The sequence below is a fragment of the Pseudoalteromonas maris genome (genome assembly GCF_049257235.1).
Classification (GTDB): domain Bacteria; phylum Pseudomonadota; class Gammaproteobacteria; order Enterobacterales; family Alteromonadaceae; genus Pseudoalteromonas.
Genome location: NZ_JBMMUF010000006.1, coordinates 32284 through 45310, shown reverse-complemented (window position 1 = coordinate 45310; position 13027 = coordinate 32284). Strand labels below are relative to the sequence as shown.

The window sequence follows — 13027 nt, the reverse complement described above, 5'->3', positions numbered from 1 at the left end:
TGATGAGTAAACGAGTTTTAATTACTGGCGCAGCCAGTGGTATTGGCCGCTATGTGGCTGAGCATCTTGGTAAGCAAGGTCATGAGATATTACTGACAGATCTTGATGGTGAGCGCGCTGAAGCAGAGGCTAGTGCGTTGCGCGAGCAAGGTATTAATGCCCTAGGTTTTGCATTGAACGTCGCTGATTTACCCTCATTAAGTGCATTTGTTGCATCGCAGCCAACGATTGATGTGCTAATTAACAACGCTGGTATTCAGCATGTAGAGCGTTTGGATGATTACCCGCTTGATAAGTGGCAGTTGCTACAAGATGTATTGCTCAACGGCCCTGCCATGCTCACCAAGGCTGTGCTGCCAGCGATGCGTGCGCAAAACTTTGGCCGCATCATCAACATTGGTTCGATTCACGCGCAAGTGGCATCGAAATATAAGTCGGCATATGTCTCTGCCAAGCATGGTTTGATTGGCCTTGGTAAGGTGCTCGCGCTGGAGACGGGAGATGTGGACATTACCGTCAATACCATTTGCCCAGCCTATGTAAAAACCCCGCTGGTGGAGGCGCAAATTGCCAGCCAAGCAAAACAACACGGCATTTCAGAGCAGCAAGTGATCGACACGATTATGCTCGCACCCATGCCGAAAAAAGCGTTTATTGGCTTGGATGAAATTGCTCACACCGTGGACTTTTTGGTGGCGGATGCCGCACGCAATATCACCGCCCAAGCAATCGCCCTTGACGGTGGTTGGACAGCGCAATAGGAGAGACGATGTCTGGTTTTAATAAAGTAGTCACTAGCTATGAAGAGGCAATGGCAGGCCTTGAAGATAATATGACGGTGATCGCAGGTGGTTTTGGCCTATGCGGTATTCCCGAGGGGTTGATCAAAGAAATCAAACACAAAGGCACCACAGGGCTAACCGTGGTTTCAAACAATTGTGGTGTGGATGGTTTTGGTCTGGGCATTTTGCTCGAAGACAAACAAATTCAAAAAATGGTGGCCTCGTACGTGGGCGAGAACGCGTTATTTGAACAGCAGCTTCTTAACGGCGAGCTTGACGTTGAACTTACGCCACAAGGCACACTCGCAGAGAAAATGCGTGCTGGTGGTGCAGGGATCCCTGCATTTTATACCGCAACAGGGGTGGGCACAGTGGTTGCCGAGGGCAAAAACATCAAGCAGTTTGATGGTCGCGACTATGTGCTGGAGCCCAGCATTGTTGGTGACTTCGCCATAGTGAAAGCATGGAAAGCAGATCGCTTTGGTAACTGTGTGTATCGCCATACTGCGATGAACTTTAACCCCATGGCGGCTACGGCAGGTAAAATCACCGTGGTGGAAGCAGAAGAAATTGTTGAGCCGGGCGAGCTAGAGCCAAGCCAAATTCATACTCCCGGCATTTATGTACAACGCGTAATTCAAGGCAAATTTGAAAAGCGCATCGAAAAACGCACAGTGCGAGGAGCATAATCATGGCGCTGACACGAGAGCAAATGGCGCAGCGCGTAGCGCAAGAATTACGTGACGGCTACTACGTGAACCTCGGTATTGGTATTCCAACGCTGGTTGCCAACTATGTGCCACAAGGCATTGATGTAATGCTGCAATCAGAAAACGGTTTACTGGGCATGGGTGAGTATCCAAGTGAAGCCGAAGTGGATGCCGATATGATTAACGCGGGCAAAGAAACTGTGACTGCACGCACTGGCGCGGCTATATTTAGCTCCGCGGAGAGCTTTGCGATGATCCGCGGCGGCCATGTTGATTTGACCGTACTAGGTGCATTCGAAGTTGACCAAAATGGCAACATAGCGAGTTGGATGATCCCCGGCAAGCTGGTCAAAGGGATGGGCGGCGCCATGGATTTGGTGGCAGGTGCGAAGAACATTATCTGCACCATGACTCATGCCAGCAAGCATGGCGACTCAAAATTACTGACAGAGTGCTCATTACCTCTGACGGGCGTAGGTTGTATAGACAAGGTGATTACCGATCTCGCGCTGCTTGAAATTAAAGATGGGGCCTTTCATTTACTTGAGCGCGCCCCCGGTGTGAGCGTCGAAGAAATCAAAGAAAAGACGCAGGGTAAACTTGTTTGCCCCGACCATGTTCCTGTAATGCAGTTTTAAGCTAATACCTTATCCCACATTGCAATATGTAAATACCCAGCTCGTATCGTGCGTTGCTGGGTATTTTTTTGCATGCAGGGACGTGCCTTTGGTATGCCAAACAGTGAATAGGCGTTATGCTGGTGCAGTAAAAGCCTTAACGCAATAAATGTAAGAGGTGTAAATGGATAATGTCATTATTGAAACGCTGATCACTTGCCCAGAATGTGGTGCCAGCAAGCACGAGATTATGCCCACCGACGCCTGCCAGTATTACTACGAATGCACATCGTGCCATACCTTGTTAAAGCCGCTGAGCGGTGACTGCTGTGTGTACTGCTCGTATGGCACAGTGAAATGCCCACCCATTCAACAAGATGGAAAATGTTGTGGTTAGGTTGTTGTTTCTCAATTTGAAAAAGATGCTTACATTTTAGGCAGTGCGCTTAATTCGAATTTGCGTCATGCTAAGTACATCAACGCAAAGGAGAAAGCACAATGCGATGTCATGAAGTTGACTATGAAATTATCGGCCATTCCATGCAAATGGTGGAAGTGGAACTCGACCCTAATGAGACCGTGATTGCCGAAGCAGGCGCGATGAACTACCTCGAAGATGGTATTCAATTTGAAGCAAAAATGGGTGATGGCTCGCAGGTTAATCAAGGGTTTATGAGTAAACTCTTTAGTGCGGGCAAGCGCATGATCACCGGCGAGTCCTTATTTATGACCCATTTTACCAACCAAGGTATGGGTAAAAAACGCGTCGCCTTTGCTGCGCCTTTCCCTGGCACCATTATTCCTCTAAATATGGCTGAACTCGGCGAGCAGGTATTTTTGCAAAAAGACTCATTCTTATGTGCAGCTCTAGGCACTGAGGTGAATATTGCTTTTCAACGCAAGTTAGGTGCGGGCTTCTTCGGTGGTGAAGGGTTTATTTTACAGCGCTTGGAAGGTGATGGTATGGCGTTTGCCCATGCTGGCGGCACTGTGGTTGAGAAAAAGCTCAATGGTGAAACTCTGCGCCTAGATACAGGTTGTGTCGTTGGCTTTACTGGCGGTATTGAATTCGATATTGAACGGGTGAAAGGCCTGCGTTCCATGTTCTTTGGCGGTGAAGGGTTATTCTTAACGACGCTTCGCGGCCACGGCACTGTGTGGATCCAAAGCTTGCCATTCTCGCGCTTGGCGGACCGTGTGTTAGAACATGCGCCACGCGCGGGTGGTGCGCGCCAAGGTGAGGGTTCTATCCTCGGCGGCATCGGCGATTTTATTGACGGCGATTAATAGCCTTCGTTAATACTCATTTTGTGGCAATGCCGTATAGGTATTGCCATTCTTCATCGGTGACTGGCATCACAGAGAGTCGTCCGGACTTTTTCAGGGCCAATTCCACAATCGCAGGGTCCGCTTTTACTTGCTGCAAAGTAACAGGCTTGGCAAAGGTCTCGCTGTAGCACACATCGACACTAAACCAACGCGGAGCCTCTTCTGTGGCCTTGGGATCATAGTAATCACTGCTGGCATCGAATTGCGCAGGATCCGCAAACGGCCCCCTTGAAATGGTAGCTACTCCAACAATGGCTGGCACCTTACAGCTTGAATGATAGATAAACGCTTTGTCACCCACTTGCATACCATCGCGAATAAAATTACGCGCTTGGTAATTACGCACACCATCCCAAATCGTAGTGCTATTGTGCGCTGCTTTTAAATCTGCCAATGAAAATGCATCGGGCTCTGTTTTTAACAACCAGTAAGCCATTGTCTATCCTGTGCTGAACTATGTGATCACCGCTATTGTATAGTATTATCATTGTATTAGCTGCTATGTGGTAATGAGGACACAATGAGCCAAGCATTAGATGATTTACTGTCGTTATTAAAGTTAGAAGAGATTGAGCTCGGCCTTTATCGAGGTGCTAGCCAAGATCTCGGTTTTAAAGCGGTATTTGGCGGCCAAGTAATGGGCCAAGCACTGTCTGCTGCAAAAGAAACCTTACCTGAAGGACGAGTGGTGCATTCATTACACTCGTACTTTTTGCGCCCTGGTGATGCCGCGCGACCTATCGTCTATGACGTTGAAAACATCCGTGATGGCAAAAGCCTAAGCACTCGACGCGTGAGTGCGATTCAATACGGGAAACCGATTTTCTACATGACGGCGTCATTCTCGGGTGAATCACAAGGTTTGGAACACCAAAGCACTATGCCTGATGTGCCTGCTCCCGAGGGGCTGCGCTCAGCGCTGGATTTCTATCGCGAACACGCGCATCAAATCCCCGAGCCAATTCGCAATAAGTTTATCAGCGAAAAAGCCATTGATATGCGCCCTGTGAATTTTCAAAACCCGTTTGATCCACAAGTAGCAGAGCCTGTAAAACACATTTGGTTTAAAGCCAACGGTGAGATGCCAGACGATCAGCGCATTCACAACTACTTACTGGCATACGCATCTGACTTTGAGTTTCTACCTACGGCGCTGCTGCCGCATGGTAAATCATTTATGCACCCGAACATGCAGGTTGCTACTATTGACCATGCTATGTGGTTCCACCGTCCATTTAGAATGGATGAATGGATGCTCTACAGCGTTGATAGCCCAAGCGCCAGCGGTGGACGCGGCCTAGTGCGTGGCCAATTCTTTGACCGTCAGGGGAATTTGGTGGTTTCGACCATTCAAGAAGGGGTGATGCGCGAAAGGTAGGCTTAAAACTGCTGCGCTCGTCATTACGGCGTTAAAAATCGCTTCAAAGTCCTCATTTACGACCAGTAAACTGCGGCTTTTCAGCGATTTTTGTCGTGTACTGACTTCGCTCGCGACGTTTTCGTGAGTTTCAATTTGTGTCGGGCCGCCGACTGTGGCGGTTTTTGTAGGTCGGTGCTGGTTTTGGTGTAGTAGGTCAGGCTTTAGCCTGACAATCTTAGTGGGGGCTGATAGATCTTGTCGCGTTGGCGACAGCACCCAAAAGGGGAATGATACGATTCCCCCTTTGGAATCCCCCCGTACCTGTGATTCGCAAAAGCTTACGAACTCAGGTCTTTGTTATATGCTGTGCTTAGCTTTCAACACGGTTTAACTCGTCGTCTTGGCTCGGTCAACTTGATACCGAAGTTCTCTTGCTTACGAAGCGAGTCGCGCTATTTTTTCGTTGGTTGGTCTATAATTTTTCTATTGTTAATAGGGGGAATCCTGATGGTAGCAGTATTGATCATTATATGGCTGATCTTGATGGTACGTTCTGGTGTAGTTGAATATAAGTATTATCAGTCTGTTAAACAATTGGAACCGGCTATATGGGAGCAATTGGGTTCCCCGGTGTTTGCTCAAGTGCCCATGATATTTATCTCGCCGAAAGGCTCTAGGCTGTTAAAACAAGTCACAAACGAAACTGTGATCCAACTTGCACGTAAACACCGTGTCGCAGGTATTCAATTTGTCACCTATGTTTGCTCGGTATTATTAGGTTCGATTGTTTATTTCAAACTTACAGTTTAAAGTTGCGCGCTTTAATCCATGCAGCAAGGCTGGGTGGTGCAGGCATGGATGCCGTAACTTCGTCACGAACAGGAATGTAGCTTCAGGGACGAATTGCTTGCACTTAGGTCTTCAAGGTAAATTATTGTCGGCGGCCCGACAAAATATAACGGTTATCCCAAGGTTGTCAGGCTAAAGCCTGACCCACATTTACCTTGTCGCCGCCACTGTATCACTGATTGACTGCCAAATACGTGCTGGCAGCAACTGATGCAAATCTTCATTAAGCACAAGCAATTGTTCGCTATGTGCTAACGTGTTGTCATCACATTTCTCTATCAGCTTCTCTTCGCGTAGGTTGGCAATAAACGCAGCGAGTACTTTGCTGTCGAAGAACTCGGGGCTCTTAATGCCGTGCAGTGTGCCTAGGCGCTGTGCTACTGCGGCACTTTTCTTTTCCAGCTCTGATGGGCTTAGGTTTTTCTCTTCACTTAATAAGCCAATCACCAGTGCGTAGCGCAATAGGGTGTTGTGCAGCACTTTGCCTAGCATTTCCAGTGTTGCTTGATTGTCGCCTTCTTTGATCACCTCTAAGCGCTCACCGTCTTGGCGAATGAGGCCTTGGGTGTTAAAGCTGTCGATAATCTTATCAATGTACTCGTCTGTTAATGGCAGTAAGAACCACTCTTTAGCGAATAGTGGATAAAGGCGCTTAACTTGAGCCTTGCACTCGCTGCGAGTAATGCTGTGGTTGTTGAATAGCTGCTGAGCAATCACGCTTGGCACTGCGAACAGATGCAGCACGTTATTGCGGTAATAGTTGAATAAGGTGCGTTCTTTTTCTTTGATGGCGATAATGTCACCGAACTGGTCGTTCACCACGTCAAACTTGTTAAGGGTAAGAGCGTGTTCAAGCAACTCCTGGGCATTTTGCTCTGGTAAGGTGATTTGCTCGCTTAGCGGCGCATCTTTGTGCAGGCGTAAATAAAATGCCATTTGTTCAAGTAGCTGAGGCTTACTCAAAGCAAACTGATCGTTGGTAAGTAAGATGGTTGCCAACAAGTTCACTGAGTTGATCGCCGCAGCACTGTTTATGTTCACCATGATTTCGTCAGCAAGTTTGCTCACTTGTGGTCCTAGCCAGTTTGGTTTTTGCACATCGGTTGGATGAATCGAATCGCGCCAGTCAGGCTGTTGCTCGTTGAGGAATTGATTTACGTTAATTGGCGCACCAAAGTTCACGTTGCCACGTCCATAGTTTTTCAGATTTTTGATCGCCTTGAATACGCCTAATACCGACTCATTTTTCTTATTGTTGCCAGCAAGTTCTTTGAGGTAGGTATTAATTTCCATCACGTGTTCATAGCCAATGTACACAGGCACTATTGAGATTGGGCGGTCTATGCCGCGCAACATTGCTTGAATGGTCATCGCCAGCATGCCGGTTTTAGGCGGCAACAGGTGACCTGTGCGGCTACGCCCGCCTTCGGTGTAAAATTTTACTGAGTAACCTTTAATAAAGAGCTGGCTTAGGTATTCTTTAAATACTGCTGAGTAGAGTTTGTTGCCACTGAAGGAGCGACGAATAAAGAATGCGCCACTGCGACGGAATATCGGCCCCGCAGGGAAGAAGTCAAGGTTAATACCCGCGGCAATATGTGGTGGTACCAGACCTTGATGGTAAATCACATAGGTCAGTAACAAGTAATCCATGTGGCTACGGTGACATGGCACATAAATGACTTCGTGGCCTTTGTCGGTCAGTTCGCGCACTTGCTCTGCATAGCGCACATCAATGCCGTTATACAGCTTGTTCCAGAGCCACGTCAGAATACGGTCGGCCACGCGGATCATAGCGTCAGAATAGTTTGCTGCTATTTCATCAAGTAATCGCAACGCATTTTGGCGCGCTTCTTCATGGCTTAAGCCTTTGGATTTCGCCTCATCAGCAATGGCTTTTTTGATAGTCGGCGATGCCAGTAATGAATTAAATAATGCTTCACGAGAAGGCAGCTTTGGCCCTGTCGCGGCTAATTTTTGACGACGGAAATGCACGCGTGCCACTCGTACCAATTTATGCGGTAACTCGCTGGTATCGACTTTATCGGCAACGAGCCTGTTTAAATCTAGTGGCTGGCTAAAGCGAATGAGGTTGTCGCGACCTGAGAATAGCACCACAAAAATCTTACGAAACCAACTGGGTGTGAGTGAGTGTGAGATTAATGTGCCCACTCCTGGCTTTTCTTTACCCGGATTTCGCCCCCATAAAATAGTGACGGGGATCACCTGAATGTGTTGTTCTGGTGCTTTGGCTAATGATTCAAAAATGGCTTTCCCTTGCGCTAGGGCACAACTTGGGCGACGTTTGCTGCCAAACAATGGTGGTGGGTTTTGAATGCCAATAAAGCGCGAGAGCTCTGTACCTACTAATTGTTGCTCTTCTGTTGGGTCTGGTAGGCCTAATTTGCGGCAAACTTTAGCAAGCGCGGCAATATCGGTACGAGAGTTTAAGCGGCCAATGTAAAATGTGGGTACTGAGGTATCGAGGTCGAACTCGGTAACAGGATGCCCCGGGAGCACTTTAGATTTAACACAAATGGCATTTAGGCAGCGAGCCAAAAAGTTGATGCTGCGATTTAGTAGTTTCATTGACCAATACTCACTTAAACACATTACCTAGGCTGGCAGCCATGCTCGATAACGGATAAGAAACAAAAAGGGGTTGCGCAGACCGCCTTCGATAATTATATGTGCTTTGAGCAACATAGCATCTCTGGGCGGACAGTCCTACAGGATATCAATTTATAACTGGACTGACCATTAACTCTTTGTTCGCTCGCGCCTGTCACTTTAATAATTCTCACGTTCTGGCCCTATTTTAGGGTTTATTTGTGTGGCTTTTATGGAGTAGTCTGTGGCTATGCATGCTGCTAACTCTTTTGTTTAACTATTCGTTTTATGTTGGCACATGCACCTTGCTCGAATTTTAGTCAATCCCTGGGGCTGAATTCTGCGCCACATTGGACAAGGGCGATGCGTTGTTAGGTTGCACCTACATCCCCTTGTCCCGTGTACTTTGTGGCAATTCTTATGTGGGCGGTTATAAAAAACTGTTGCATTTATCACCAATCTCTCTATAATACGCAGACTTTCTTTACCGCAGGCTTCGTGTCTAGGTAGTTGAAAGTTAGATATAGCTTGGATTTCAAGCATAAACAGGAGTTCCGATTTGGAGCTCAATGGTAGAAATAAGAGAACAACCGACTTCTTAGTAGTAAGTAAGTTTCGGGTGTTTTTTTATGCTCTTTTTAAATGCTCTTTTAATTGAGGTTTTAGAATGTCAAATCAACGCATTCGCATTCGCCTAAAAGCTTTTGACCACCGTTTGATTGACCAATCAACGGCGGAAATTGTGGAAACAGCGAAACGCACAGGTGCTCAGGTTCGTGGTCCAATCCCACTTCCTACACGCAAAGAACGTTTCACAGTATTGATTTCTCCGCACGTTAACAAAGACGCGCGTGATCAGTACGAGATCCGCACCCACAAACGTCTGATCGACATCGTAGAACCAACAGACAAGACTGTAGACGCTCTTATGCGCCTAGACCTTGCTGCTGGTGTTGATGTTCAAATCAGCCTGGGTTAATCGGAAGATTAGAGAGGTTTTAGGAAAATGGCATTAGGTCTAGTCGGTCGTAAAGTGGGTATGACTCGCATCTTCACTGAAGATGGCGTATCTATCCCTGTGACAGTTATCGAAGCGACTCCTAACCGTGTTACGCAGATCAAATCTGACGCAACAGACGGTTATAACGCGCTTCAAGTAACCGCAGGCGAGAAAAAAGCTAGCCGTGTAAACAAACCAGCAGCGGGTCACTTCGCTAAAGCTGGCGTTGAAGCGGGTCGCGGTCTGTGGGAATTCCGTCTTAATGGCGGTGAAGGCGACTTTGAAGTTGGTAACGAAATCACTGTTGAAGTATTCAACGAAGTGAGCAAAGTTGACGTTACTGGTACTTCTAAAGGTAAAGGTTTCCAAGGTGGTGTTAAGCGCTGGAACTTCAGCATGCAAGACGCAACTCACGGTAACTCATTGTCTCACCGTGCTCCTGGTTCAATCGGTCAAAACCAATCACCTGGTAAGGTGTTTAAAGGTAAGAAAATGGCCGGTCACATGGGTGCTGAGCGTGTAACTACTCAGAACCTAGAACTAGTACGTGTTGACGCTGAGCGTAACCTGCTTCTAGTTAAAGGTGCAGTACCTGGCGCTATCGGCGGTGACGTTATCGTTAAACCAGCTGTTAAAGCATAAGTCCTGGAGATTTAGTGATGGAATTAGCAATTAAAGACGCTTCAGGCGCTCTTGAAGTTTCCGAAGCTACTTTTGGACGTGAGTTTAACGAAGCATTAGTACACCAAGTAGTTGTTGCTTACGCAGCAGGTGCTCGTCAAGGTACTAAAGCTCAGAAGACACGTTCTGAAGTAAGCGGTGGTGGTAAGAAGCCATGGCGTCAAAAAGGTACTGGCCGTGCACGTGCTGGTACAATCCGTAGCCCAATCTGGCGCAGCGGTGGTGTGACTTTTGCAGCTAAGCCGCAAGATCACAGCCAAAAAGTTAACCGTAAGATGTATCGCGGTGCGATCAAAAGCATCTTATCTGAGCTTGTTCGTCAAGAGCGTTTAGTTGTAGTTGAGAACTTCGGTATCGAAGCTCCTAAGACTAAAGCACTTGTAGCTAAGCTAAAAGAGCTTGAGCTTAAAGACGTACTAATCGTGACAGAAGAAGTAGAAGAGAATCTATTCCTTGCTGCTCGTAACCTATATAAGGTTGACGTACGTGACGTAGCTGGCATCGACCCAGTAAGCCTAATCGCTTTCGATAAGGTTGTTATGACTAAGGGTGCTGTAAAGCAACTTGAGGAGGCGCTAGCATGATCCGTGAAGAACGTCTTTTAAAAGTAATCCTTGCTCCACACATCTCTGAGAAGAGCACTGTATCTGCTGAAGATAACAACACGATTGTTTTCAAAGTACTAAAAGATGCAACTAAAGCTGAAGTTAAAGCAGCTGTAGAAAAGCTTTTTGAAGTAGAAGTAACTGGTGTTCGCACACTTAATGTTAAGGGTAAAACAAAACGTACTGGTATGCGTTTCGGCCGCCGTAGCGACTGGAAGAAAGCCTACGTTACTCTTAAAGAAGGTAGCGAGCTAGACTTTGTCGGCGGCGCCGAGTAATAAGGGGAGTTAGAATTATGGCACTTCAAAAGTGTAAACCAACTTCTGCGGGTCGTCGTCACGTCGTTAAAGTGGTTAACCCTGATCTACACAAGGGTAAGCCATACGCTCCGCTTCTAGAGAAGAACTCTAAAACTGGTGGTCGTAACAACAAAGGTCGTATCACGGTTCGTCATATCGGTGGTGGTCACAAGCATCATTACCGCGTAATTGACTTTAAACGCACTAAAGATGGCATTCCAGCTAAAGTAGAGCGTCTAGAGTATGATCCAAACCGTAGCGCGAACATCGCGTTGGTTTGTTATGCAGACGGTGAGCGTCGTTACATCATCGCTCCAAAAGGTCTTAAAGCAGGTGATCAAATCCAGTCTGGTGTTGATGCACCAATCAAAGCTGGTAACACCTTACCTATGCGCAATATGCCTGTAGGTTCGACTGTACACAACGTAGAGCTTAAACCAGGTAAAGGTGCACAGATTGCACGTTCTGCTGGTGCTTACGTACAAATCCTAGCACGTGAAGGTCAATACGTGACTCTACGTCTTCGTTCAGGCGAAGTTCGTAAAGTACTAGCTGACTGTCGCGCTACTCTAGGTGAAGTAGGTAATGCTGAGCACATGCTACGTTCACTAGGTAAAGCTGGTGCAAACCGCTGGCGTGGTATCCGTCCGACAGTTCGTGGTGTTGCCATGAACCCGGTAGATCACCCACACGGTGGTGGTGAAGGTCGTACTTCTGGTGGTCGTCACCCTGTATCTCCATGGGGCGTACCAACCAAAGGTTACAAGACCCGTAAGAACAAGCGTACTGATAAGTTCATCGTACGTCGTCGTACTAAATAATAGTTGAGGAATAGCCATGCCACGTTCTCTCAAGAAAGGTCCTTTTATTGACCTGCACTTGCTGAAGAAGGTAGAGAAAGCGTTGGAAAGCGGTGACAAGAAGCCAATTAAAACTTGGAGCCGTCGTTCAATGATCATACCTAACATGATCGGATTGACCATCGCTGTCCATAATGGTCGTCAGCACGTTCCTGTGTTTGTCACAGACGAAATGATCGGTCACAAATTGGGTGAATTCGCACCTACACGTACTTATCGCGGCCACGCTGCTGATAAGAAAGCTAAGAAACGTTAATCGGAGGTTATGATGGAAGCATTAGCTAAACACAAATTCGCCTCTGGTTCGGCGCAAAAAGCACGTCTAGTTGCAGACCAAATCCGTGGACTACCGGTAGATCGCGCCCTAGAAATCCTGGCGTACAGCCCTAAGAAAGCGGCTGCATTAGTTAAGAAAGTACTTGAGTCTGCTATCGCGAACGCGGAGCACAACGAAGGTGCTGACATTGATGAGCTTGTAGTAGCGAAAGTATTTGTAGACGAAGGTCCTACAATGAAACGCATCATGCCTCGTGCTAAAGGACGCGCTGACCGCATCCTTAAGCGTACAAGCCACATCACTGTTGTGGTTTCGGATAACTAGGAGATATAAGTAATGGGACAAAAAGTTCATCCTACTGGTATTCGCCTAGGTATCTCTAAACCTTGGGTTTCTACCTGGTACGCGAATACAAAAGATTATTCTGAGCAGCTTTTTGGCGATCACAAAGTACGTTCTTACCTTACTAAGGAACTTAAGAACGCTTCTGTAGCTAAAATCGTTATCGAGCGCCCAGCAAAATCTATCCGTGTAACAATTCACACAGCTCGTCCTGGTGTTGTTATCGGTAAAAAAGGCGAAGACGTTGAAAAGCTACGTCAAGCTGTAACAAAGATCGCTGGTGTACCTGCGCAAATCAATATTGCGGAAGTACGTAAGCCAGAACTTGATGCACAACTAGTAGCTGACGGTATTGCGTCACAGCTAGAGCGTCGTGTTATGTTCCGTCGCGCTATGAAGCGTTCGGTACAAAATGCAATGCGCCTTGGTGCAAAAGGTATCAAAGTTGAAGTAAGCGGTCGTCTAGGCGGCGCAGAAATCGCACGTTCTGAGTGGTACCGTGAAGGTCGTGTACCTCTACACACTCTTCGTGCTGATATCGATTACGCAACTTCTGAAGCTTCAACCACTTACGGCATCATCGGTGTTAAAGTATGGATCTTCAAAGGCGAAGTTATTGGTGGTCTTCCACTAGTACAAGAGCAAGAGAAGCCTGCTAAACGTGGCCCGAAGAAAGCCAAGAAAAGTGCTAAGTAGGAGTAGCGAA

The 13027-nt window shown here is 47.1% G+C and carries 17 protein-coding genes; 15 read left to right on the top strand and 2 right to left on the bottom strand.

Going from position 1 to position 13027, the window contains the following annotated elements:
• The first annotated feature begins 2 nt into the window (after window positions 1-2).
• The 5 genes from AAEU32_RS10035 to AAEU32_RS10015 all read left to right on the top strand — a co-directional run bounded on the left by AAEU32_RS10035 (window position 3) and on the right by AAEU32_RS10015 (window position 3396).
• Window positions 3-761 (top strand): 3-hydroxybutyrate dehydrogenase, encoded by a 759-nt coding sequence (locus AAEU32_RS10035; protein ID WP_421970392.1) that lies wholly within the window; start codon window positions 3-5, stop codon window positions 759-761.
• Window positions 762-769: 8 nt separating this feature from the next.
• Window positions 770-1471: a CoA transferase subunit A gene (locus AAEU32_RS10030; RefSeq protein WP_421970391.1), complete on the top strand. Its 702-nt coding sequence runs from the start codon at window positions 770-772 to the stop codon at window positions 1469-1471.
• A 2-nt stretch (window positions 1472-1473) separates the two neighbouring features.
• Entirely contained in the window at window positions 1474-2130 is a 657-nt protein-coding gene (locus AAEU32_RS10025) for a CoA transferase subunit B (protein WP_421970390.1), read from the top strand.
• Window positions 2131-2293: 163 nt separating this feature from the next.
• Window positions 2294-2506 carry a GDCCVxC domain-containing (seleno)protein gene (locus tag AAEU32_RS10020; protein WP_421970389.1) on the top strand — a complete coding sequence of 71 codons (213 nt, stop codon included), beginning with the start codon at window positions 2294-2296 and terminating at the stop codon, window positions 2504-2506.
• Window positions 2507-2607: 101 nt separating this feature from the next.
• On the top strand, window positions 2608-3396 hold the full coding sequence (locus AAEU32_RS10015) for a TIGR00266 family protein (protein WP_421970388.1): 789 nt from the start codon (window positions 2608-2610) through the stop codon (window positions 3394-3396).
• Between the two features lie 16 nt (window positions 3397-3412).
• On the opposite strand, the gene AAEU32_RS10010 is transcribed toward AAEU32_RS10015, so the two are convergent.
• Complete coding sequence (locus AAEU32_RS10010; RefSeq protein ID WP_421970387.1) at window positions 3413-3874, bottom strand: EVE domain-containing protein; 462 nt, start codon at window positions 3872-3874, stop codon at window positions 3413-3415.
• 84 nt (window positions 3875-3958) lie between these two features.
• Between AAEU32_RS10010 and tesB the strand changes: the two genes are divergently transcribed.
• Together tesB and AAEU32_RS10000 are read left to right on the top strand one after the other, a co-directional pair.
• The gene (gene tesB / locus AAEU32_RS10005) at window positions 3959-4816 is read left to right on the top strand and encodes an acyl-CoA thioesterase II (protein ID WP_421970386.1); all 858 of its coding nucleotides are present in this window, start codon (window positions 3959-3961) and stop codon (window positions 4814-4816) included.
• 489 nt (window positions 4817-5305) lie between these two features.
• The gene (locus AAEU32_RS10000; protein WP_421970385.1) at window positions 5306-5608 is read left to right on the top strand and encodes a hypothetical protein; all 303 of its coding nucleotides are present in this window, start codon (window positions 5306-5308) and stop codon (window positions 5606-5608) included.
• A 189-nt stretch (window positions 5609-5797) separates the two neighbouring features.
• Here AAEU32_RS10000 and plsB read toward each other — a convergent pair whose 3' ends face one another.
• Window positions 5798-8236: a glycerol-3-phosphate 1-O-acyltransferase PlsB gene (gene plsB / locus AAEU32_RS09995; RefSeq protein ID WP_421970384.1), complete on the bottom strand. Its 2439-nt coding sequence runs from the start codon at window positions 8234-8236 to the stop codon at window positions 5798-5800.
• A gap of 688 nt (window positions 8237-8924) precedes the next feature.
• On the opposite strand from plsB, the gene rpsJ reads away from it, so the two are divergent.
• Genes rpsJ through rpsC form a run of 8 tightly spaced genes read left to right on the top strand, consistent with a single transcriptional unit; the run spans window position 8925 to window position 13017 of the window.
• Window positions 8925-9236, top strand: a complete 312-nt coding sequence (rpsJ, locus tag AAEU32_RS09990; protein ID WP_010376390.1) for a 30S ribosomal protein S10 — start codon at window positions 8925-8927, stop codon at window positions 9234-9236.
• Between the two features lie 27 nt (window positions 9237-9263).
• A complete protein-coding gene (rplC, locus tag AAEU32_RS09985; RefSeq protein ID WP_105189382.1) occupies window positions 9264-9899 on the top strand; it encodes a 50S ribosomal protein L3 in 636 nt (211 codons plus the stop codon).
• A gap of 17 nt (window positions 9900-9916) precedes the next feature.
• Window positions 9917-10522, top strand: a complete 606-nt coding sequence (gene rplD / locus AAEU32_RS09980; RefSeq protein ID WP_105189381.1) for a 50S ribosomal protein L4 — start codon at window positions 9917-9919, stop codon at window positions 10520-10522.
• Complete coding sequence (gene rplW / locus AAEU32_RS09975; protein ID WP_105189380.1) at window positions 10519-10821, top strand: 50S ribosomal protein L23; 303 nt, start codon at window positions 10519-10521, stop codon at window positions 10819-10821. Before rplD ends, rplW begins: the two co-directional genes overlap by 4 nt.
• Window positions 10822-10838: 17 nt before the next feature.
• Window positions 10839-11663: a 50S ribosomal protein L2 gene (gene rplB, locus AAEU32_RS09970; protein ID WP_105189379.1), complete on the top strand. Its 825-nt coding sequence runs from the start codon at window positions 10839-10841 to the stop codon at window positions 11661-11663.
• 16 nt (window positions 11664-11679) lie between these two features.
• Complete coding sequence (gene rpsS / locus AAEU32_RS09965; RefSeq protein WP_010367084.1) at window positions 11680-11958, top strand: 30S ribosomal protein S19; 279 nt, start codon at window positions 11680-11682, stop codon at window positions 11956-11958.
• A gap of 12 nt (window positions 11959-11970) precedes the next feature.
• Window positions 11971-12303, top strand: coding sequence for a 50S ribosomal protein L22 (gene rplV / locus AAEU32_RS09960; protein WP_105189398.1), 333 nt, complete (start codon window positions 11971-11973; stop codon window positions 12301-12303).
• A gap of 12 nt (window positions 12304-12315) precedes the next feature.
• Window positions 12316-13017: a 30S ribosomal protein S3 gene (rpsC, locus tag AAEU32_RS09955; protein WP_347391356.1), complete on the top strand. Its 702-nt coding sequence runs from the start codon at window positions 12316-12318 to the stop codon at window positions 13015-13017.
• Window positions 13018-13027 lie beyond the last annotated feature (10 nt).

Bases quoted from the DNA above. Each gene is read 5' to 3' on its own strand.
- rplW (WP_105189380.1), top strand. From the start codon at position 10,519: ATGATCCGTGAAGAACGTCTTTTAAAAGTAATCCTTGCTCCACACATC.
- AAEU32_RS10020 (WP_421970389.1), top strand. From the start codon at position 2,294: ATGGATAATGTCATTATTGAAACGCTGATCACTTGCCCAGAATGTGGT.
- AAEU32_RS10025 (WP_421970390.1), top strand. From the start codon at position 1,474: ATGGCGCTGACACGAGAGCAAATGGCGCAGCGCGTAGCGCAAGAATTA.
- AAEU32_RS10030 (WP_421970391.1), top strand. From the start codon at position 770: ATGTCTGGTTTTAATAAAGTAGTCACTAGCTATGAAGAGGCAATGGCA.
- rplV (WP_105189398.1), top strand. From the start codon at position 11,971: ATGGAAGCATTAGCTAAACACAAATTCGCCTCTGGTTCGGCGCAAAAA.
- AAEU32_RS10000 (WP_421970385.1), top strand. From the start codon at position 5,306: ATGGTAGCAGTATTGATCATTATATGGCTGATCTTGATGGTACGTTCT.
- rplB (WP_105189379.1), top strand. From the start codon at position 10,839: ATGGCACTTCAAAAGTGTAAACCAACTTCTGCGGGTCGTCGTCACGTC.
- rplC (WP_105189382.1), top strand. From the start codon at position 9,264: ATGGCATTAGGTCTAGTCGGTCGTAAAGTGGGTATGACTCGCATCTTC.
- AAEU32_RS10010 (WP_421970387.1), bottom strand. From the start codon at position 3,874: ATGGCTTACTGGTTGTTAAAAACAGAGCCCGATGCATTTTCATTGGCA.
- AAEU32_RS10035 (WP_421970392.1), top strand. From the start codon at position 3: ATGAGTAAACGAGTTTTAATTACTGGCGCAGCCAGTGGTATTGGCCGC.
- rpsC (WP_347391356.1), top strand. From the start codon at position 12,316: ATGGGACAAAAAGTTCATCCTACTGGTATTCGCCTAGGTATCTCTAAA.
- tesB (WP_421970386.1), top strand. From the start codon at position 3,959: ATGAGCCAAGCATTAGATGATTTACTGTCGTTATTAAAGTTAGAAGAG.
- rpsJ (WP_010376390.1), top strand. From the start codon at position 8,925: ATGTCAAATCAACGCATTCGCATTCGCCTAAAAGCTTTTGACCACCGT.
- rpsS (WP_010367084.1), top strand. From the start codon at position 11,680: ATGCCACGTTCTCTCAAGAAAGGTCCTTTTATTGACCTGCACTTGCTG.
- plsB (WP_421970384.1), bottom strand. From the start codon at position 8,236: ATGAAACTACTAAATCGCAGCATCAACTTTTTGGCTCGCTGCCTAAAT.
- rplD (WP_105189381.1), top strand. From the start codon at position 9,917: ATGGAATTAGCAATTAAAGACGCTTCAGGCGCTCTTGAAGTTTCCGAA.
- AAEU32_RS10015 (WP_421970388.1), top strand. From the start codon at position 2,608: ATGCGATGTCATGAAGTTGACTATGAAATTATCGGCCATTCCATGCAA.